This window comes from Arthrobacter sp. Soil782 (assembly GCF_001428435.1).
Taxonomy (GTDB): Bacteria; Actinomycetota; Actinomycetes; order Actinomycetales; family Micrococcaceae; genus Arthrobacter_D; species Arthrobacter_D parietis.
Genome location: NZ_LMSO01000001.1, coordinates 12,575 through 32,304 on the forward strand (window position 1 = coordinate 12,575; position 19,730 = coordinate 32,304).

Consider the following 19,730-nt stretch of genomic DNA (forward strand, 5'->3'; position numbering starts at 1 on the left):
TCAGGCGAATGCCAGCAGCGCACCCACGGCCACGAACAGGGTGCCGAAGGTGCGGTTGAGGACGCGTTGCCCGCGCGGGCCGCTGGTGAACCGGCTGAAGGAACGTGCAGCGGCGGCGAAGAACAGCCACATCACCAGAACGTCAATAACGACGACGGTTCCCGCCAGCACCCCGTACTGGCCGAAAAGCTCCTGCTCGGGCCGGATGAATTGGGGGACGAACGCGAGGAAAAACACGATCGCCTTGGGATTGAGCAGGTTCACCCAGAGGCCGCGACGGAACATTGACGCAGCGCCCTCGGCGTGGAGCGTGGCCGCCTGCTCGGCTGGCACCAGGGGCTCAAGGAACTTCCTGATGCCCAGGTAAACCAGGTAAGCGGCACCGGCGTAGCGGATGATGCTGAATGCCAGTGGGGACCCGGCGACCAGGAGGCCAACCCCTGCCGCGACGACGCCGATGTGTACGAGCAGTGCCAGCTGCTGGCCGAGGATGCCCCACATGGAGCGGCGAAAGCCGACGGTGAGCGAGTTGCTCATAGTGTTGACGGCTCCGGCACCCGGGGTGAAACTGATGAGCGCCTGGGCGCCGACCAGCGCCAGCCATATCGAAAGGGTCACTGGTTAATCTTAGGGGCCGCACGGAGCCTTCAACGCCGCTGCGAAGCAACTCTGAAAGCCGGATTTCTTGCCTCTTGAACGTTGTACTGGCCCATGTTGACCATGTCTACTTGGTCAACATCGGCCGTATAGGGCTCCGCCGGGGGAGTAGGACTCCAGCCTCGTCAGCACTCAGCGGGCGGCGTGGCCCCGCGCCAGTTCCTCCAGCACGTACTGAACAATCCCGGGAACGGCGTCGTTAACCATTCGCCACGTGGCTTCGAAGTCTGCCTGATCTCCGTACCACGGGTCGTAAATTCCGAGCTCGGAAACCGGTGTCCCGGCAGCGGCTGGATCGAATTCGCGAAGCATGCGCACCCGGCTCCGGCTCTCGGCGTCGGGCGCTTCCAGGCGGAGGTCCTCGTAGTGGTCAACATCGAGCGCGAGAATGAGGTTGCGCTCGCCGTACCACTCCGGGTCGAACTTCCTCGCACGGTGCGTATCGCTGACAAGCCCGAGTTCGGTGAGCTTCGCGGCCGCCCGCTCATCGATTGGGTTACCTGCTTCCCAGCCGGTGGTGCCGGCGGAATCCACCAGGACGTCATCGGCCAGACCAGCCTCCTCAAAGGCGCGGTTCAGCATAATTTCGGCCATGGGGGAACGACAGATATTGCCGGTGCAGACAGTGACGATCCTGTACATGAATCAATCCTAGGTACTGAAGCGGGACGGTCGCAGGGGACGTGCCGAAATCCTCGGCTAATCCTCTTCCAGCAGCGCCATCGCGGCGCTGTAACCACCGAGTCCGCTCACGCCGCCGCCGCGCCGTGACCCCGCTCCGCACAGCAGGACGCGCGGGTGATCCGTTGCGACACCCCACCGGCGAGCGGGCGTGTCCAGGGGTTCGTCGTCGTCCGCAAAGGGCCACGACAGCGGTCCGTGAAAGATGTTCCCGCCCGTCAGGCCCAACGTTTCCTCGAGATCGAGGGTGGTCTTGGTTTCGATGCAGGGCTCACCCGACGGTCCGGCGAGGATGCACTCCTCGATCGGCTCGGCCAGCACAGTGTTCAGCGACGCCAGCACAGCCTGCTGCAGCGCAGTGCGGCGAGCATCGTGGTCCCCTGAAGCGAGCAGCCGGTGAGGGGTCTGCAGGGAAAAGACGGTGAGTGTGTGCGCCCCCGCCTCCCGCAACTCGGGCGACAGGATCGAAGGATCCGCCAGCGAGTGACAGTAGATCTCGATCGGCAACGGGTCGGGTACACGGCCGGCAGCCGCGTCGTCATAGGCCTTCGCCAGCTGCGGGTACGTCTCGTTGATATGGAACGTCCCGCCGAATGCCTGCTCGGGATTCACGTGCGGGTCCCGGAGCTGCGGAAGCCGGGACAGCAGCATGTTCACCTTCACCTGGGCGCCTTCAGCAACCGCGCCTTCAGCAACAGGATGCGACGCCGGTGCGAAGCCTGACGCCTCCGGCCCGCCCATCAGCCGCCCCAGAACGGCAGGCGTGACATTCGCGAGGACAAACTCGCCGCTCACCCGTTGAGGAGCACCGCCTTCGCTGTAATGCACGACGCCGTTCGCTGTGACAGCGGTCACTTCCGCTTCCGTGCGAATCACCACGCCGGCTTCGCGGGCCGCCCGCTCCAGCGCTCCGGAGACGGCACCCATTCCACCGACGGGAACATCCCAGTCCCCGGTGCCTCCGCCGATCACGTGATACAGCAGGCACTTGTTCTGCTGTAGATCCCCGTCGTGCGCCCGGGCGAAAGTGCTGATGAGCCCGTCCGTGAGCAGGAGCCCGCGCACCAGATCGCTGTCCACGCAGCGTTCAATCACCTCGCCGACTGGCCGCTCGATGAAGTCTTCCCACACCGAGTCGTCGCCGACCAACGCGCGCGCCTCAGCCCGGCGCAGCAGCGGCTGCGTCACCGTCGGCCACAACTTTTCGCCGAGTATCGAAGTGCTCCGGTGGAAGGACGCGAATCCGCCGGTGTCGTTTTCAGCACCCATGCGTTCAAAACTTGCGCGGGTCGCCTCGTCATCCGAGTTGTCGATGAGCAGCCCGACGTCAGTGCCTGGCAGCGGCGTGTAGGAGGAGTACCGCCGTCGTACCAGTTGCAGGTCAAGATCGAGGTCCTCGATGATCTGCTGCGGCAGGAGGCTCACCAGGTAGGAGTAGCGGGACAGCCGGGCACCGGTGCCTGGAAACGCTTCGGCCGAGACCGCTGCGCCGCCCACCCGGTCCAGCCGTTCAAGGACCACCACGGACCGGCCGGCACGGGCCAGGTACGCTGCCGCCACCAGGCCGTTGTGGCCGCCACCGACCACCACGACGTCGAAATGCTTAGGATCGGTTGGCAGGGTCCGGCGCATCATCGCCTCACCCTACAACTTCACACGCGAACCGAATCGACAACTGTTTCACACCCGGATGATGAGCTCCCCGCACGGGATGAGGAACCAGCCGTCGGGCGATTCACCCCAGCGCCGCCAACCAGCAGCCATGCGTTCCAGCGCGGCGCTGTCCGCCAGACCGCGCTCAAGCGTCTGCTCCGCGAAGCCGGAGCTCAGCACGCGCTCCGCCCAGGTCTCCGCGTGCCAGCGGCGGCGCTCCTGCGTGGCATACAACCAGTTCGACGACGATGCCTCCACCTCCGTCAGGCCCGCCTCGTGAGCCCAGGCAAGGAGGTGGCGGCCGGCGTCGGGCTCTGCCCTGTTGCTGCGGGCGAGCTGTTGGTAGGTTTCCATCCACTCGTCCAGCTCCGGAGCCGGCGGGTACCAGGCCATAGCGTGGAAGTCGGCATCACGGACGGCGATAATGCCTCCGGGGCGGGTGACGCGCTGCATCTCGCGTAGCGCCGCAACCGGGTCTGTGAGGTGCTGCAGCACCTGATGGGCGTGCACCACTTCAACGGATTCGTCCTCAAGATCGAGGTCATAAACATTGCCCGTGCGAAATGAGAGGTTCTCAATGCCGGCATAGGTGCGCGCCGCCAGAGCCACGACGTCCTCGGCCCGGTCCATGCCGATCACCGCCCCCGGGTCCAGTAGTGCAGCAAAATCGGCGGTGATGCTCCCCGGGCCGCAGCCGATATCGAGCAGGTGCATCCCGGAGGAAAGGTGTTCCAGCAAGTATCCGGCGGAATCCTGCGCCCGGCGCGTTGCATGGGCGCTCGTCACGCTGGCGTGGTGGCCATGGGAGTAGACCTCATCATTCATGACCGACAGGTTACTCCGGCGCGTCCTCCGACGCCTGACGGCGCGCGTTCACGGTGGCGTCCGTGACCTTGCGCATCATGGTGCTGAACAACTCGAGTTCTTCGGGGGCGAACCCGGAGAGGGCCTGTTCCACTTCACGCGCCAGGGGGATGAATAGCCGGGACCCGGTTTCGAGTGCCTTCTCCGTCATCTCGAGGTGTACCTGCCGCCGATCCACTGAACTCCGGGAGCGGCGGACGTGACCCGCTTCATCGAGCCGGTCTATCAGCGCCGTGGTTGCCGGTGAACTCAGGTTCAGGGCGTGGCGGAGCATCCCGGGTGTCACGGTGGCGCCGGCGCGCGCAGCACCCATCATGATCCCCAGTGCGTTCAGATCCGTGCGGTGCAGGGAATCGCGGACGCTGACCGTATCCACGTAGCGGTCAGTCTCAACGGTGAACTGCTGAAGCAAAGCCAATAGTTCTCGTGATGCGGCGGCCATCTTCCTCCTGTTCATCTCCAAGATTAGAATACTGCAAATTATCTCGATGATGGATATAGTAGGCAGCAGAGATACTCCAGAAAGGTTGCGCATGTTCAACAAGAAGTGGGTCCGGGTGTTCTTCCCGGCATTCATCGTGGTGCTGTGGTTCATCGGTGCCGGCTTCGGCGGTCCCACTTTCGGCAAGCTGGAGGAGGTTTCCAGTAACGATCAGGCGTCCTTCCTCCCGGCCAGCGCCGAATCGACGGAGGCGGGCGAGCTGCAGGCAGCGTTCACGGAATCCACCGCGGTGCCCGCGGTGATCGTGGTTGAGTCGGAGACCGAGATCCTTCCCCAGGAACTCCCGCTCTATGAGGAGCTGGCTGGTCAGCTGACTGAGGTGCCCGGCCTTGAGCCTGCCGCCGAGGGGCAGCCGGCTGTCATCGGTCCTATCCCCTCGGAGGATGGCCTTGCCATCCAGTACATCGCCTCAGTGTCCGACGGCGCCGAGCTGGGTGAGGTGGTCATCGAACTCCGCGAGGTGCTTGAGGCGGAGCTTCCCGCGGGTACCGAGGGCTATGTCACCGGGCCGGCGGGCTTTACCGCTGACCTCGTCAGTGCATTCGGCGGAATTGACGGGATCCTCCTGGCTGTTGCCCTGGCAGCGGTGTTCGTGATCCTCCTGGCCGTGTACCGTGCGCTCCTCCTGCCGTTCCTGGTGTTGTTCACCTCCGTCTTCGCGTTGGCAACCTCGATTCTGCTCGTCTACGCCTTCGCCCTGTGGGGCTGGATCGAGCTGAGCGGGCAGAGCCAGGGGATCCTGTCGATCCTGGTGATCGGCGCGGCAACGGACTACGCGCTGCTGCTGGTTGCCCGCTACCGTGAAGCACTCACCGAGTTCAGCTCGAAGTGGGATGCCATGAAAGTTGCTTACCGGGCCTCGGTCGAGCCGATCATCGCCTCCGGTGCCACGGTGATCCTCGCCCTGCTGTGCCTTCTCTTTTCCGATCTCAACTCGAACCGCAGCCTTGGTCCCATTGCCGCGATCGGCATTGTCTTCTCCCTGCTGGCTGCGCTGACCCTCCTGCCCGCCTTCCTCCTGCTTTTCGGGCGAAGCGCTTTCTGGCCGCTACGGCCGAAGGCCGGCACCCATCCGACCGGTGTCCACGGCCGCAACGTCACCGGTCTGGAAGGACTGCGCGGCGTCTGGAAGCGGGTCGGCGGACTCATCTCACGGTCTTCCCGGCCTGTCTGGATCGTTTCCCTGCTGGTCCTCGTGGCAGGATCCCTCGGGCTGCTTCAACTTCAGGCTTCGGGTGTCCCGCAGTCCTCGCTGATCCTGTCTCCGTCGAATGCGGTGGATGGTCAGGATGCACTGGCCCGCCACTTCAACGCCGGCGCCGGCAGCCCGGTGACCATCATCGCTCCCGAAGGGCAGGAAGACGGCGTGCTCGATGTCCTCGAAGCGCAGGAGGGCGTCGCTGAGGCGACCGTTGCCGCTGACCAGGCGGGCGACGTCGTCGTACGCGATGGAAATGTGCTGGTCAGGGCCACGCTTGACTACCAGGCTGACTCGGCTGAGGCCGAAGAGCTGGTCAAGCAGCTGCGCACCGACCTTGACGCCGTGAGTCCCGAGGTGCTGGTGGGCGGAGTGACCGCAGTGGCCCTGGATACCAACGAGACCGCCCAGGCAGACCTGACGAAGATCATCCCCATCGTCCTGGTGGTGATCCTCGTGGTCCTCATGCTGCTGCTGCGGTCCGTCCTGGCGCCGCTGCTGCTCATTGGCTCGGTGGTGTTGTCCTATGCCACAGCGCTCGGTGTCTCAGCGCTGGTCTTCAACAACCTGCTCGGGTTCGACGGCGCGGACGCCTCGGTTCCGCTCTTCGGCTTCGTTTTCCTGGTGGCGCTCGGCGTTGACTACAACATCTTCCTGATGACCCGCGTCCGGGAGGAGTCGCTGCGCATCGGAACGAGGCCCGGAATCCTTCGCGGACTCGGTGTCACCGGCGGGGTCATCACCTCCGCGGGCGTAGTGCTGGCTGCAACCTTTGCGGCCCTGGGCGTCATCCCGATCCTGTTCCTCGCGCAAATCGCCTTCATCGTGGCGTTTGGCGTGCTGCTCGACACGGTGATTGTGCGCTCGCTGCTGGTTCCGGCGCTGGCGTATGACATTGGGCCGAAAATCTGGTGGCCTTCCAAGCTGGCACAGCACGACGGCGGCGCCCACCCAGACCGGCAGTCCGAAACTGAGCAGGAAGGGCGGAAAGAGCCGGCTCACCGGGCGTAGCTGCGGCGGTTGGCGGGCGCACCCTGCACAAATTCTCATTGGTATTGCGGTTGCTACCGGCGAGTAGCTAGCGTCTGTGCGATGCCCGCTCCCGCCCGGGGAGCGTCGATGATACGAAGAGGTTTCACCATGCCGCACCGCCTGTCGACAATCTTTGCCACCGCCGCCCTGCTAGGCGGAAGCCTCGCCGGGGCAGCTCCCGCCGCTGCCGACACCGAGGACATTTCGCCGCCCGGTGCCAACAACTGGTCCTGCACGCCGAGCGAGGAGCACCCTCATCCCGTCATCCTGGTGCCGGGAACTTTCGAGAGCATGGTGAAGAACTGGTCCACGCTCTCCCCGGTGCTGGCCGGACAGGGGTACTGCGTATTCGCCCTTAACTACGGGACCACGAACGGTATTGACGCCACGGGCCCCGTGGCCGATTCCGCAGCGGAACTTGGCTCGTTCGTCGACGCCGTTCTCGCCGCCACCGGAGCCCGGAAAGTTGACCTGGTGGGACACAGCCAGGGCGGCATGATGCCGCGCTATTACATCGGCTTCCTGGGCGGGGCGAAGAAGGTCAACCACCTGGTGGGAATTGCGCCCTCGAACCATGGCACCGAGGGAGTCCTGGTGCCGGCAGGCGAGGACGCGCCCCTCACTACGTCGGATACCAGCTTTCTCTGCCAGGCCTGCGCAGATCAGGAGGCAGGTTCGCCGTTCCTCACCGAACTCAATTCGATTGGCGACACGGTCAGTGGGCCGTCCTATACGGTCATCAGCACCAGATATGACGAGGTCGTGACGCCCTACACGAGCCAATTCCTGGCGGGACCTGCACGGCAGGTCACGAACATCACCATTCAGGACAAGTGCGCCCTTGACCTGATCGAGCACGACCAGGCACCGAACGATCCGGTAGTGCACAGGCTCGTGACACATGCCCTCGCCCAGGACGGCCCGGCGGACGCCAAGTTCCAGCCACGCTGCCTCTGACCGTTTGCAGCTGGCTGTAGATGCCCGAGACTGCAGTGCAGGATGCTAGTTGAGTGTTCCTGACTCAACTTCAAATTGACATCCGTGGCGAGCGGAGTACAGTTGAGTGCAGAACGCTCAATCTGGGCGGAATCCCGAATTTCTGGTTGATGGCCACAAGGCCGCCGACTCGCTGAAAGGAAATACGCATGTCACGTGCAGTAGGTATTGACCTCGGAACCACCAACTCCGTCGTTTCCGTGCTCGAAGGTGGCGAGCCCACCGTCATCGCCAACGCAGAAGGCGCCCGCACCACTCCGTCCATCGTCGCTTTCTCCAAGAGTGGAGAGGTCCTGGTCGGCGAGATCGCCAAGCGCCAGGCAGTCAACAACATCGACCGCACCATCGCCTCCGTCAAGCGCCACATGGGAACGGACTGGACCAAGCAGGTTGATGACAAGACTTACACTCCGCAGGAAATCTCCGCGCGCATTCTGCAGAAGCTGAAGACTGACGCCGAGAGCTACCTGGGCGAGAAGGTGACCGACGCCGTCGTCACCGTTCCGGCCTACTTCAATGACGCTGAGCGTCAGGCCACCAAGGAGGCCGGGGAGATCGCGGGCCTGAACGTCCTGCGCATCGTGAACGAGCCCACGGCTGCCGCGCTCGCCTACGGCCTGGACAAGGGCAAGGAAGATGAGCTCATCCTGGTCTTCGACCTCGGTGGCGGAACGTTCGACGTGTCCCTCCTCGAAGTCGGCAAGGACGAGGATGAGTTCTCGACCATCCAGGTGCGCGCAACTTCCGGTGACAACCGCCTCGGCGGCGATGACTGGGATCAGCGCGTCGTCGACTTCCTGCTTGCGCAGGCAAAGGCAAAGGGTGCAGACCTGTCCAAGGACAAGATCGCGCTGCAGCGCCTCAAGGAAGCCGCTGAGCAGGCCAAGAAGGAACTGTCATCCGCCAGCTCGACCAACATCTCCCTCCAGTACCTGTCCGTCACCCCTGACGGCCCGGTTCACCTGGACGAACACCTGAGCCGTGCCAAGTTCCAGGACCTCACCAAGGACCTGCTCGATCGCACCAAGAAGCCGTTCAACGACGTCATCAAGGAAGCCGGCATCAAGGTAGCCGACATCGATCACATCGTGCTTGTCGGTGGCTCCACCCGTATGCCTGCCGTTTCTGAACTGGTCAAGGAGCTTGCCGGAGGCAAGGAGCCCAACAAGGGCGTCAACCCGGACGAGGTCGTCGCAGTCGGCGCAGCACTGCAGGCAGGTGTGCTGAAGGGCGAGCGCAAGGACGTACTCCTTATTGACGTCACCCCGTTGTCCCTCGGCATCGAGACCAAGGGCGGCGTGATGACCCACCTGATTGAGCGCAACACGGCCATCCCCACCAAGCGAAGCGAGACCTTCACCACCGCGGATGACAACCAGCCGTCCGTGGCCATCCAGGTCTTCCAGGGCGAGCGCGAGTTCACCCGCGACAACAAGCCGCTGGGTACCTTCGAGCTCACCGGCATTGCCCCTGCGCCGCGCGGCGTACCGCAGGTCGAGGTGACCTTCGACATCGATGCCAACGGCATTGTGCACGTATCCGCCAAGGACAAGGGCACCGGCACTGAGCAGTCGATGACCATCACCGGTGGTTCCTCGCTCTCCAAGGAAGACATCGACCGCATGGTCCGTGACGCCGAGGAGCACGCTGCCGAAGACAAGCAGCGCCGTGCGGCAGCTGATACCCGTAACGGTGCCGAGCAGCTGGCCTACTCGACCGACAAGCTCATTGCCGATAACTCGGACAAGCTGCCGGAAGAGGTCAAGACGGAGGTTCAGGCTGACGTCGACGCCCTCAAGAAGGCCCTGGAAACCCAGGACAATGATGATGAGGTGAAGGCCGCCTTCGAGAAGCTCCAGGCATCGCAGAGCAAGCTGGGCGAAGCCATCTACGCCCAGGCACAGCAGGAAGGCGCCACCGGTCCCGGTGCTGCCCCAAGCGGTGAGCCGGGCGAAGACGGCACCAAGGCTGACGATGAGGACATCGTAGACGCCGAGGTTGTTGACGAAGACGAGAAGAAGTAGCCATGCCTCACCACGGAAACGAAGAAGAGCATCAGGAGCCGGTCAGCTTCCGGGACAACCGGAAGATCGACCCGGAAACCGGCCAGGTCCGTGGGCAGCAGGATGCCGGCGGGACCGCCGGCTCGGATGACACTGGTTCGGCGCCCTCAGCGGGTGCCGGTCAGGAGTCCGAAGCCCCGACCGACGGCCCTGCAGACGGCCAGGACGCATTGGCCCAGGCGGAAGTCATCCTCAACGAGGCCGGTGGCGGCGAAGAGGTTCCGGCTGCTTCCACCGATGTTGAGGCCGAGCTCCGGAACGACTTCCTGCGGCTGCAGGCGGAGTACGTCAACTACCGCAAGCGCGTGGAGCGTGACCGGGATGTTGCACGGGACATGGCGGTGATCGGCGTGTTGAATTCGCTGATGCCGGTTCTCGATGACATCGACGCCGCCCGGCAGCACGGTGACCTCGCGGACGGGCCCTTCGCAGCAATCTCCACCAAACTGGAGAACGCGCTGAAAACCTATGGTCTGTCCCGCATCGATGAGACCGGTGTGGAGTTCGATCCGAACATTCACGAAGCCCTCATCCAGCAGCCCAGTGCGGAGGTCCAGTTCGACAGCGTCAGCCAGATCCTCCGCGTTGGCTACAAAAAGAATGACCGCGTTCTGCGCGCCGCCCAAGTGATCGTCGCAGTTCCGGAGTAAGGCAGATGGATAGAGGGAGTCCCCGAGGGAGGCGGCTTTAATATTCCGAAGCGAGCTCTGCGAGTCTCGGAATTTCGTTGCCGCCGTTCGGGGACTCCCTCCGTCCACCACCGAAGACGTGAAGAACTAAGAGAGGAGGGGTCAGATGGCCAGTCAGGATTGGGTCGACAAGGACTTCTACAAGATTCTTGGTGTGCCCAAGGACGCCTCCGACGCCGACATCAAGAAGGCCTACCGGAAGCTCGCGCGGAAACACCACCCGGACCAAAACCAGAGCACCGGCGGCTCGGACAAGATGTTCAAGGACATTTCCGAGGCCTACTCGGTGCTGTCCGATGCCGAGGAACGTCAGCAGTATGACGCGATCCGGGCGATGGGGAGCGGCGCCCGATTCACCGCAGGCGGCCCTGGCGGCCCCGCGGGCGGCGCAGGCTTCGATGACGTCTTCGGGAACCTCTTCGGCCAGTCGGCGGGACGTCAACGCACTGGCGGTTTCGGCGGCGGCAGTAACCTGCCACCGGAGTTCGCTGACCTGTTCGGGGGCGCAGGCGGCTACTCGTCCGGCGGCGGTTTCCCGGGCTACCAGGCACCGCCCCGCAAAGGCGCGGACCGCACGGCCAGCACCAGTATCTCCTTCGCAGGTTCAATCCGCGGGACCACCATCGGCCTGCGTGAACCCTCGGGCGAAGTCATCGACGTGCGCATTCCGGCAGGCATCCGCGACGGACAGAAAGTGCGTGTGCGCGGCAAGGGCCAGCCGGGAGCCGCAGGTAACGGTGACCTCATGGTCACCGTGAGGGTGAAACCGCACTCGTTCTTCCAGCGCGACGGCGACAATATCCGCGTGCACGTGCCGGTCACCTTCCCGGAAGCGACCCTCGGAGCGCAGGTGGAGGTTCCCACCCTGGACGGCGAGAAAGTTACCGTGAAAGTCCCGGCAGGCACTCCCTCGGGAAGGACCCTGCGCGTCAAGGGCCGCGGCGTGAAGACGTCGAAGGCAACCGGGGACCTCCTGGTGACAATCGACATCGTTGTTCCGCAGAATCTGAACAAGGACGCCGCAGCCGCCGTGGAGGCCTTCTCGAACGCCACGAAGGATGCGGATCCACGGGTCAACCTTGCCGAAAAAGCGCGGCTCTGAGGTGTGGGAGATCTAGCCAGCGAAAGGGGAGCGACACATGTCTGTTGACGTCAATATGCCCATCTATGTCATCTCCGTTGCGGCGGAGCTGGCGGACATGCATCCCCAGACGCTGCGTCAATACGACAGGTTGGGCCTCGTGATTCCCAGCAGGGCGCCGGGGCGTGCCCGGCGCTACTCACAGCGTGACGTCAATGTCCTGCGTGAGGTGCAGCGGCTCTCCCAGGAAGGCGTTTCGCTCGAGGGCATCAGGCGCATCCTGGAGTTGGAGAACCAGGTCCTGGCACTTCAGCACCGGGTGAGTGAACTCACGGACGAACTCGCCCAGCGCCGGAAGTCCGAGGCCACCCGTGTTTTCGCTGCCGGTCTCGCGGGCGACGTCGTTACCCTCGCCCGCGGGCAGCGTCCCCGCCCGCGCAGCCAGGCACTGATGATCTGGCGCGGCGAGCCAACTCGCTGACCCCTTCGGTGCTTCCCACGTGGCGCAACCTGCAATTCCACGGCACACTTATATACATGCCTGAATCAGAGTTCGCTGACGCCGCGGAATTCCTGCTGGAGGGTGTTCTCCAGCTTCTCCTCTTCGGGGGTGCCGTCCTGGGAATCCTCGCGATTGGCGCTGCAACCGGAACCTGGCTGATTGTGCGCCGTATCCGTCGCTCAGGAATTCTCCGTCGCCGGATCGAGCGCGGCTCCAGCCGGCTGCGGTCCTTTTCCACGGATGCTTCGGCGCGGGAGCTCGCAAGGCTCCGGCTCCAGCTGGAGCGTTCCACTGGCGCCACGCGCCGTTCAGTTGCCGCCGCCATCGCGCAAGGGTCGCCGACGGGTGATCTGGCAGCTACGGCGGATGACCTCACGCGCGCCGAGGCAGTACTCTGCGAACGCATAGTACTTGCTGAGCGTGAACCTAACCGCGCGCTGCGCGTGGACCTCGCGGTAAGCATCGGAGAGCAGGTCAACTCCCTGTGCGAACTGTCGGCCCAGCTGCGCCGTACCTTGCTGGAGGTGCACCAGGAAACCGGCAGCAGGCAGCTGGAGCGGGCCACCTCCCGCCTCACCATGGAGATCGGCGCGCTGAAGACCTGGAACGCCGCCTACGGCACCGGCACCCGGCGGGCCTAGCGCCAGTGTCCGTCCGACGCCGCATCTCACGCATCATCGCCTCACGCCGAAACGCCGTTGAACCGGGCGATCCCATAAGCGCCCTCGGCGAATCGCAGCGCCGACAGGAAGAGAACCTCGACCGCGCGCGCCGCAGCGTCGCTGACCTCGCCGCAGTCCGCCATCGCGTGGATACCCTTGCCCGGCAAGCAGCTGCAGATCTCGAGGCGTGCAACCGGGAAGCGGAACGGGCGGTCGCGAACAACAATGACGACGCCGCCCGGTCAGCCCTGCGCCGCGCCCTGGAAATCCAGAAGAGACTCGAGACACTGACCCGCCAGCGCGACGACGTCGATCAGCAGTTCCGCTCGCTGGAGTCAGACCTGTACCGGCTTGAAACCTCCCTGCAGGAAAATGCGGTTCGCTACGAATCCCTCAGGGCGCAGCACGGTGCAACCCAGGCAGCGCTCGACGTGCGGGGAGCGGTCTCGTCCTCAGCAGGCAACAGCATGGAAACCGCCCGCGCTGCCCGCGAGGCGGAGCAGGAAGCCCGGCGGCTGAGGCACCTGCAGGCTGCGCAGGACGAACTCGCCTGGTCAGACCCAACTTCCGGGAAGCTCGAAGAGGCCTTCGGTGAGCTGGAAGCACGCGAAGCTGCCGAGCAGGAACTCCGCCAGTTGAAGGGTCGGGTGCAGGGCAACCGTCCAGGTTCCGCCTGACAGCCCGGGCACTTCAGGGGGGAACCGTCAGGGCCGGTTGTTAGGCTCAGGCAATGGATGATCTCAATGGCAACGGAATCAGCGGCAAACAGTTCCTGGTGGTCGGCGCAACGGGTGAGCTCGGCTCGCGCATCGCAGCGGAGCTGAGCTCCAGGGGAGCTGAACTGACGCTCAGCGGCAGGGACCAGGAGAAACTCGGTGTGCTCGCTGGCCGGCTTGGCGCGCAGTGCATCGCCGCTGACCTCACGCTGCCGGGCGGTCCGGCCGGCATCGTCGATGCGCTTGACGACCAACCGCTGGACGGCGTGGTGTACGCCGCCGGTGTGGTTGCGTTCGGCGCCTTGGCGGAGCTCGACGACGACACCCTGGATGAGCTGCTCCTCACCAACTTCGTAGGCTATGCCCGGCTTCTGCGGGCAGTGCTTCCGCGCCTGGAGAAGGGCGGGCAGGTGGTTCAGATCAGCGCCGTCGTCGCCGAAAGTCCCACCGCAGGAATGGCGGCGTACTCGGCCAGCAAAGCGGCCCTGAGTGCCTTCGGGAAGGCAGCCGCTCTCGAACTGCGCCGCAGCGGTGTCCGTTTGCTGGACGTGCGGCCACCCCATACCGAGACTGGCCTCGCTACCCGTCCCATCGATGGCCAGGCACCCCGCCTGCCGCAGGGCAAGGACCCGGACGCGGTTGCGCGGCGGATTGTCGATGCGATGGCTGCGGGGGAGCGGGACCTGCCGTCGTCGTCGTTCGACTGAGCGGAGGGCAGGAACGCGAAGGGGTCAGCGGAAGCGGCGGCCCTGATCGCGCCGCGCAGCCCAGAGCGCTGCCGCTCCCAGTACCAGCAGCCACGCCAGCAGGCAGAGGACGGTGGCCGGGTGCAGCCCCTCACCGGTGAGCGCGAAGACGGACAGGTCCCGTGCGGCACGCGAGGGGAGGAACAGCGAAAGCGTGTTGAGCCACTCAGGGAACATCAGCGGTGGGAGCATCATGCCGCCCGCGAAGGCCAGCGGAAAGAACACCACCTGCGTCACTGCAACGGCTACCTTCGAGGTGCACAGGTGCCCGATGAACAGCCCAAGCGCCAGGAACGGCAGCCCGCACAGCAGCCACACCGCTACAGCGAAGGGAACGCGCCACCAGGGCAGGTCGCCGCTGGTGAAGGCATCCGGTGCGGAGGTGAGCAAGGCGCCCAGAATCAGGACCGGCAGCAGCGACATGAACGCAAACAGCATTCCGGTCACCGCCCTCCCCAGGATTCCAGGCAGCGCTCCCACCGGGAGTGAGCGGACATAGCTGCTCCACGGGTTGGCGCGGTCCTCCGCCACTCCGACTCCGTAGTTGAACAGGAACGCGCTCATCACGCCGAACACGCCAAGCTGCGCTATCGATTCCAGCGAGGCCATCGGATCGGCAGTCACCGCCGGCTGCGGCACCACGAAAAACATCAGCACCAGTGCCGGAAATACCACCGAAGAGATCACCGCGACCGGAATCCGCAGCTGCTCAAGGAGCTGCGCTTTCGTATGCGTGCGGATCAGTGAAGGTTGGGACGGCGCAGTGTGTGCCGTCGCGGTGTTGTGACGTGCTGCGGCGTCAGGTCCTGTGATGATGCTCATTGCTGCTCCTTGGCGGTGAGGGAAAGGAAGGCTTCTTCGAGGGTGGCGCCATGGACCTCAAGCTGTGAGAACGGCAACCCGTCCTGAACCAGCTGCCGGACTGCGGCGTCGGCGTCCTGGGTTACCACCGTGGTGCGTCCGGTGTCAGAGACCGTGACGTCCACCGTGCCCGTGAGGCACAGGAACGACGGCGCCGGCAGGTCCGTTAGGAAGGACACCTTGCTGACTGCCACGCGGCTGCGGATGTCATCCACCGTTCCGTCAGCAATGACCGTGCCCCGGTCGATCACCACTACCCGGCTGGAGAGAGCCTGAATCTCCTCGAGGTAATGGCTGGTGATGAGCAGCGTGCCGCCGGAACTGCGGTAGGTGCGCAGTTGGCTCCACAGCGTTTCGCGTGCGTCCACGTCCAGACCGGTGGTTGGTTCATCGAGAATGACCAGTTCCGGCCTTCCCACAAGTGCCAGCGCTACCAGCAGGCGCCGCTGCTGGCCGCCGGAGAGGCCGCCGCACTGCTTCCGTTCCGCCTCCACCAGCCCAAAATCCTTCAGCAGCTGTGCGGACGGAATGGGGTCCGGGTAATGTCCCGCGACAAACTGCACGGCTTCATGGACTGTCAGGTTCTGCGGAACCGCGGTGGCCTGCGGAGTGATGCCGAGCCGTAAGCGCGTGCGGGGATGGGAAGGGTTCTCTCCGAATAGCCGGACGGTTCCCGAGTCAGGACGCCGGAGCCCTGACAGCAGCCCGATCAGGGTTGACTTGCCGGCACCGTTCGGGCCAAGTAGCCCCACAGATTCGCCAGGGTGGATCTGCAGACTCACTCCGGTGAGCGCAGCGGTCTTTCCGAAGGATTTGGTGACTGCCTCCGCAGAGGCGAGCGGCGCCGTCGTACCTTGCTGGCGCTTCGCCAGGGTTGCTGGTGAGGTCATGGCTTCTCCGTAAGTTCGGTGGTGAGGAGTTGATGTAGTGCCAGGCGGTAGGCGGCGTAGGCGGCGGTCCCCGCCGGGGTGATGGCCACATAGGTTGCCGGGGTGCGGCCCTCGATGGTCTTGGAAACGGTGATATAGCCGGCGTCTTCGAGCTTGCGCAGATGGGTTGAGAGATTGCCGGCCGTCATGTCGAGGATCTTCTGCAGCTTGGTGAAGGCGATGCGGTTGCGCTCGCCGACTTCGTTCAGCGTGGTGATGGCCCGCAACCGCGACTCGGCATGGATCACGGGGTCGAGCTCAGGCATGCGTGGGCCTCCGGCGCTGACGGAGCGCCTGTACTGCGGCCCCCACAAAGAAGCCGCCGGAACCGAAAATGAAGAACACGGTGAGGAAATGTTCCGGTCCGGCGATGATCGACGCGATATCCACCACGAGGAACCAGACGCCCATGACCACCTGCACGACGTCGTTGAAGGTGGTGCCACCCGTGATGTACAGCAGGCCGACAATCAGGATGGCGATGCCATTGATGAGCATCCCCCGGAGCCAGAAGTCGTCCACTGCCATCCCGATCGTGCCACTCAATGCCCCCATGACCATGAACCCCAAAATCCAGGCGAGCGCATAGAAGCCTCCCGTGAAGCGTGAGTGCCCGCGGATACCCCGGCCTTGACGGCCGAAAATCACGATGGTCACCGCTACACCGGCGGCAACGAGCAAGCCGAAGAGCGTGAGCGCGGTTTCGGGTTCGAGAGGAATCCAGCCGTTGCGGGAGCCATGCAGGGTGCCGAACCCGCTGAGCCAGGTGAGGGCCCAAAGGAGATACACCCACGCACCGTTGCCGCGCAGTTCCCGTCGTGCACGCGTTTCTGCGGCCTCAACTACGTTAAGCGCGGCGTTCAGGTCCAGGGGGCGGTCGTCGTCGGCCTGGTGTGCGCCGTTCCTGAGCTTCTTTTGCGGGTCCATGCAAACTACTTTGCAGCACAAACCTGTTTGTCGCAAGAGGTAAGGTGCAATTCACCGTCACAGGATGCAGGTGAAGGGGTAGGTCTGGATACGCTTCCTCCTATGGCGATTGAACCGGATACCAAAGACTGGACCTGGGTGCTCGAGCGTCCCTGCCTCCCATGTGGCTTCGATGCGGCGGCTTATCCGTCCGGAAGCATCGCGCGACAACACAGGCTGGACCTGCCGCGCTGGCGGAAGGCACTTGGCAGGCCTGAGGTGCGGGACCGTCCGGATGAGTGCACCTGGTCAACGCTTGAGCATGCTGCGCACGTCCGGGACGTTTACGTGCTGTTCACCGACCGCACGGAGCTGATGCTGGCGCAGAAGGATCCAATTTTCAACGATTGGGACCAGGACCGGACGGCTCAGGAGAAGAACTACGCGGCGGAGGATCCGGGCCGCGTAGCCGACGAGCTGGCGGCAGCCGGGGAAACCTATGCGGCGCTGCTCGATTCGGTCGGGGACTGGAGCCGGGTGGGGCGCCGCAGCAACGGTTCGCGGTTCACCGTGGAGACTCTCGCCCAGTACGGGCTGCACGACGTCGTCCATCACCTTTACGACGTTCACGCCTGACGGTTCGGACTAAACCCGGCGGTATGCGAGGTCGAAGATCGAGCGGCCGGCGTCGTGGGCCTTGTTCTCGAAGCTCGTCAGGATGCGGCCATCGAACCGAGGCGCCCAGCCGCCGATCGAGTCTTCGCCTTCCTGGGCGGAAGCCGTCCCGGCTGGTTCGCGCCCCTCGCGGCGGGGCGTTCCGCCGACCTCGTGCTCCACACCGCTGGCCCAGATCTGGGTGAGCGGGCTGTCGGAGCCGGCGCGTTCGCCGTCGTGCAGGTTCTCGAAAAGCGGTGAGTCATCGGCGGCTGCGCGCATCTGCACTGCGTAGTCGGACCAGTCGGTTGCGAGGCGCAGAATGCCGCCCGGTGACAGCACACGCCCGGCGAGCGCAACAAAGGAGTCTTTCACCAGCCGGCGCTTGTGATGGCGGGTCTTGTGCCAGGGGTCCGGGAAAAACACCCACAGTTCAGCAACCGAGGCCGGGCGGATCATGGTGGCCAGAGCCTCTGCCGCGTTCACCTGCGCAACGCGGACGTTGGTGAGCCCGCCCTGATCGATGCGCAGCAGGGTCTGGGCGAGCCCCGGCTTGTAAACCTCAAGCGCTAGAAAGTTGCGGTCGGGATCGGCCGTCGCGGCGGCCGCCACCGCTTCTCCGAGTCCTGACCCGACCTCCACCACCAGCGGGGCGTCGCGGCCAAAGGAGGCAGCGGCGTCGTACTCCCAGGTAGGGTCCACGGACGTGTCCGCTGCAGTGTTCCGGGGCACATCCACCACCAGGCCCTCGGACAGTTCAGCCCAGGCATCACGACGGCGGCCCTGCAGGCGGGAGCCTCGGCGGACGAAGGAGACGGGTTGGGTGGAGAAGGGCTGGGGTTCAGGGCGCGTGCTCATCGGTACAAGCGTAACGAGGCGTGCAAAGCGGGCGGTGCCGCTGGATCAGGAGCCGGACAACTCGGCGATCCTCGCCATCGCCAGCTGCGCATAGAGTGCGGTGCCGTCAGCCAGGATGCTGTCATCGAAGGCCGCGTAGGGAGAGTGATTGAAGGCGGTACCCGCCGGGTCCGCACCGGGTTGAACCGCGGACAGGAAAACGAAGCTTCCCGGCACGGCGGCGAGCACCCGGGAGAAATCCTCGGAGCCGCTGAGCGGGTTCACCATCTGCGTGTACCGTTCGTCGCCGAAGAGGTCGCTCACGTGCTTCTCGATGTTCGAGGTCTCGCCGGCGTCCGTCACGGTCAGCGGATACTCCGTTTCATACTCGACGGTCGCGTGAAGCCCGTGCGCCTCGGCGATGCCGTTCACCAGCCGGGGGATGGCGGTGCGCATCAGCTCCCGGTTCTGCTCGGAGAACGTCCGGATCGTCGCTTCGATGCGCGCGGATTCGGGGATGACGTTGCGCTTGGTTCCGGCGTGCAGCAGCCCAACGGTCAGTACCGCGGGGTCGAACATGTCGAACTGGCGGGTGATCATCGTCTGGAGGCTGGTCACGATCTCCGCCGCAACGGTGACCGGATCCTTCGCGCGGTGGGGCGCTGACCCATGACCGCCGGCGCCGTGGACGGTCACATACAGCCCATCCGATGCTGACATCAACGTTCCAGGCCTGCTGGCAAAGAGGCCGTTGGGCAGCAGTGAGGACACCACATGGATGCCGTACGCAGCATCGGGCCGCCGCCCGGCTGCCTCAAGCACACCCTCGCGGATCATCACCCCTGCACCGTCGAAACCCTCTTCGCCCGGCTGGAACATCAGGACGACGTCGCCGGCCAGTTGGTCACGCCGGTCGGCAAGGATCCGCGCGGCTCCGGCGAGCATTGCGGTATGCAGGTCATGCCCGCAAGCATGCATTGCACCATCGATGCGCGACGCGTACGGCGCACCGGTCTGCTCCTGGACCGGAAGCGCGTCCATGTCACCGCGCAGCAATACCACCGGCTTCCGGGAGGCCGACGACGGCGCCGTTCCGCGCAGGACAGCCGTCACCGACGTCGTATCCTTGCCCATGCTTACCTCGTAGGGCAGTCCATCGAGCGCTTCCAGCACCTTTTCCTGCGTCCGCGGGAGGTGCAGTCCGATCTCCGGCTCCTGATGCAGCCGATGGCGTAGCTCCGTCACTTCCCCGGACAAATCTGCAGCATGTGAGCGAATAGCGGCGGCGGTGGACATGTTTCCTCCTGCGTGGGTGACGAGGTGTGTCGGTGGGCAGGCATGGTGGGCTTGCTCACACAGACCCCATCTTCACGAACCATCGTCGGGAGCGCAACCGCACCACTGATAGACTTGTTCCACTTGCTTGCGGCATCCGGAGCTTGTTCCTGGAGAATTCCGGGTTCCTTCAGCCGCAGCCTGCGTCGATGAACGCATTCTTTTG

Annotated in this window: 21 protein-coding genes; 10 read left to right on the top strand and 11 right to left on the bottom strand. The window is 64.7% G+C overall.

All coding sequences use genetic code 11. The annotated features are described in order from the left end of the window. From ASH00_RS00065 to ASH00_RS00085, 5 genes are all read right to left on the bottom strand, one after another. Positions 1–618, bottom strand: coding sequence for a LysE family transporter (locus ASH00_RS00065; protein ID WP_056543312.1), 618 nt, complete (start codon positions 616–618; stop codon positions 1–3). Positions 619–789: 171 nt separating this feature from the next. Next, positions 790–1,299, bottom strand: coding sequence for a low molecular weight protein-tyrosine-phosphatase (locus ASH00_RS00070; protein ID WP_056543314.1), 510 nt, complete (start codon positions 1,297–1,299; stop codon positions 790–792). Positions 1,300–1,356: 57 nt separating this feature from the next. Then, positions 1,357–2,973, bottom strand: coding sequence for a phytoene desaturase family protein (locus ASH00_RS00075; protein ID WP_056543318.1), 1,617 nt, complete (start codon positions 2,971–2,973; stop codon positions 1,357–1,359). A gap of 45 nt (positions 2,974–3,018) precedes the next feature. Continuing rightward, on the bottom strand, positions 3,019–3,816 hold the full coding sequence (locus ASH00_RS00080; RefSeq protein ID WP_056543321.1) for a methyltransferase domain-containing protein: 798 nt from the start codon (positions 3,814–3,816) through the stop codon (positions 3,019–3,021). Positions 3,817–3,826: 10 nt separating this feature from the next. Continuing rightward, the gene (locus ASH00_RS00085; RefSeq protein ID WP_082565801.1) at positions 3,827–4,297 is read right to left on the bottom strand and encodes a MarR family transcriptional regulator; all 471 of its coding nucleotides are present in this window, start codon (positions 4,295–4,297) and stop codon (positions 3,827–3,829) included. Between the two features lie 91 nt (positions 4,298–4,388). On the opposite strand from ASH00_RS00085, the gene ASH00_RS00090 reads away from it, so the two are divergent. From ASH00_RS00090 to ASH00_RS00130, 9 genes are all read left to right on the top strand, one after another. Continuing rightward, positions 4,389–6,566, top strand: a complete 2,178-nt coding sequence (locus ASH00_RS00090; protein ID WP_082565802.1) for an MMPL family transporter — start codon at positions 4,389–4,391, stop codon at positions 6,564–6,566. 129 nt (positions 6,567–6,695) lie between these two features. Beyond that, positions 6,696–7,544 (top strand): alpha/beta fold hydrolase, encoded by an 849-nt coding sequence (locus ASH00_RS00095; RefSeq protein ID WP_056543327.1) that lies wholly within the window; start codon positions 6,696–6,698, stop codon positions 7,542–7,544. Between the two features lie 188 nt (positions 7,545–7,732). Next, the gene (gene dnaK, locus ASH00_RS00100) at positions 7,733–9,607 is read left to right on the top strand and encodes a molecular chaperone DnaK (protein ID WP_056543330.1); all 1,875 of its coding nucleotides are present in this window, start codon (positions 7,733–7,735) and stop codon (positions 9,605–9,607) included. Positions 9,608–9,609: 2 nt separating this feature from the next. After that, positions 9,610–10,296, top strand: a complete 687-nt coding sequence (locus ASH00_RS00105) for a nucleotide exchange factor GrpE (protein WP_056543333.1) — start codon at positions 9,610–9,612, stop codon at positions 10,294–10,296. A 145-nt stretch (positions 10,297–10,441) separates the two neighbouring features. Next, positions 10,442–11,437, top strand: a complete 996-nt coding sequence (locus tag ASH00_RS00110; protein WP_056543336.1) for a DnaJ C-terminal domain-containing protein — start codon at positions 10,442–10,444, stop codon at positions 11,435–11,437. Between the two features lie 37 nt (positions 11,438–11,474). Then, entirely contained in the window at positions 11,475–11,897 is a 423-nt protein-coding gene (locus ASH00_RS00115; protein ID WP_056543339.1) for a heat shock protein transcriptional repressor HspR, read from the top strand. Positions 11,898–11,953: 56 nt separating this feature from the next. Continuing rightward, positions 11,954–12,559, top strand: a complete 606-nt coding sequence (locus ASH00_RS00120) for a hypothetical protein (protein WP_157358935.1) — start codon at positions 11,954–11,956, stop codon at positions 12,557–12,559. Between the two features lie 5 nt (positions 12,560–12,564). Continuing rightward, positions 12,565–13,257 carry a PspA/IM30 family protein gene (locus tag ASH00_RS00125; protein ID WP_056543345.1) on the top strand — a complete coding sequence of 231 codons (693 nt, stop codon included), beginning with the start codon at positions 12,565–12,567 and terminating at the stop codon, positions 13,255–13,257. A 53-nt stretch (positions 13,258–13,310) separates the two neighbouring features. Further along, a complete protein-coding gene (locus ASH00_RS00130; RefSeq protein WP_056543348.1) occupies positions 13,311–14,003 on the top strand; it encodes an SDR family NAD(P)-dependent oxidoreductase in 693 nt (230 codons plus the stop codon). 24 nt (positions 14,004–14,027) lie between these two features. Here ASH00_RS00130 and ASH00_RS00135 read toward each other — a convergent pair whose 3' ends face one another. From ASH00_RS00135 to ASH00_RS00150, 4 genes are read right to left on the bottom strand one after another with little or no spacing between them, the layout of a single operon-like run. Further along, positions 14,028–14,864, bottom strand: coding sequence for an ABC transporter permease (locus ASH00_RS00135; protein WP_056543351.1), 837 nt, complete (start codon positions 14,862–14,864; stop codon positions 14,028–14,030). Then, positions 14,861–15,793 (bottom strand): ABC transporter ATP-binding protein, encoded by a 933-nt coding sequence (locus tag ASH00_RS00140; RefSeq protein WP_056543353.1) that lies wholly within the window; start codon positions 15,791–15,793, stop codon positions 14,861–14,863. Before ASH00_RS00140 ends, ASH00_RS00135 begins: the two co-directional genes overlap by 4 nt. After that, positions 15,790–16,098 carry a transcriptional regulator gene (locus ASH00_RS00145; protein ID WP_056543355.1) on the bottom strand — a complete coding sequence of 103 codons (309 nt, stop codon included), beginning with the start codon at positions 16,096–16,098 and terminating at the stop codon, positions 15,790–15,792. Before ASH00_RS00145 ends, ASH00_RS00140 begins: the two co-directional genes overlap by 4 nt. Then, positions 16,091–16,759, bottom strand: coding sequence for a hypothetical protein (locus ASH00_RS00150; RefSeq protein ID WP_056543358.1), 669 nt, complete (start codon positions 16,757–16,759; stop codon positions 16,091–16,093). Before ASH00_RS00150 ends, ASH00_RS00145 begins: the two co-directional genes overlap by 8 nt. A gap of 102 nt (positions 16,760–16,861) precedes the next feature. Here ASH00_RS00150 and ASH00_RS00155 point away from each other — a divergent pair, with 102 nt between their 5' ends. Further along, complete coding sequence (locus ASH00_RS00155) at positions 16,862–17,374, top strand: DinB family protein (protein ID WP_056543361.1); 513 nt, start codon at positions 16,862–16,864, stop codon at positions 17,372–17,374. 9 nt (positions 17,375–17,383) lie between these two features. On the opposite strand, the gene trmB is transcribed toward ASH00_RS00155, so the two are convergent. Together trmB and ASH00_RS00165 are read right to left on the bottom strand one after the other, a co-directional pair. Then, positions 17,384–18,250 carry a tRNA (guanosine(46)-N7)-methyltransferase TrmB gene (gene trmB / locus ASH00_RS00160; protein ID WP_056543364.1) on the bottom strand — a complete coding sequence of 289 codons (867 nt, stop codon included), beginning with the start codon at positions 18,248–18,250 and terminating at the stop codon, positions 17,384–17,386. Between the two features lie 45 nt (positions 18,251–18,295). Further along, entirely contained in the window at positions 18,296–19,525 is a 1,230-nt protein-coding gene (locus ASH00_RS00165) for a M20 metallopeptidase family protein (RefSeq protein ID WP_056543367.1), read from the bottom strand. Positions 19,526–19,730: the final 205 nt, after the last annotated feature.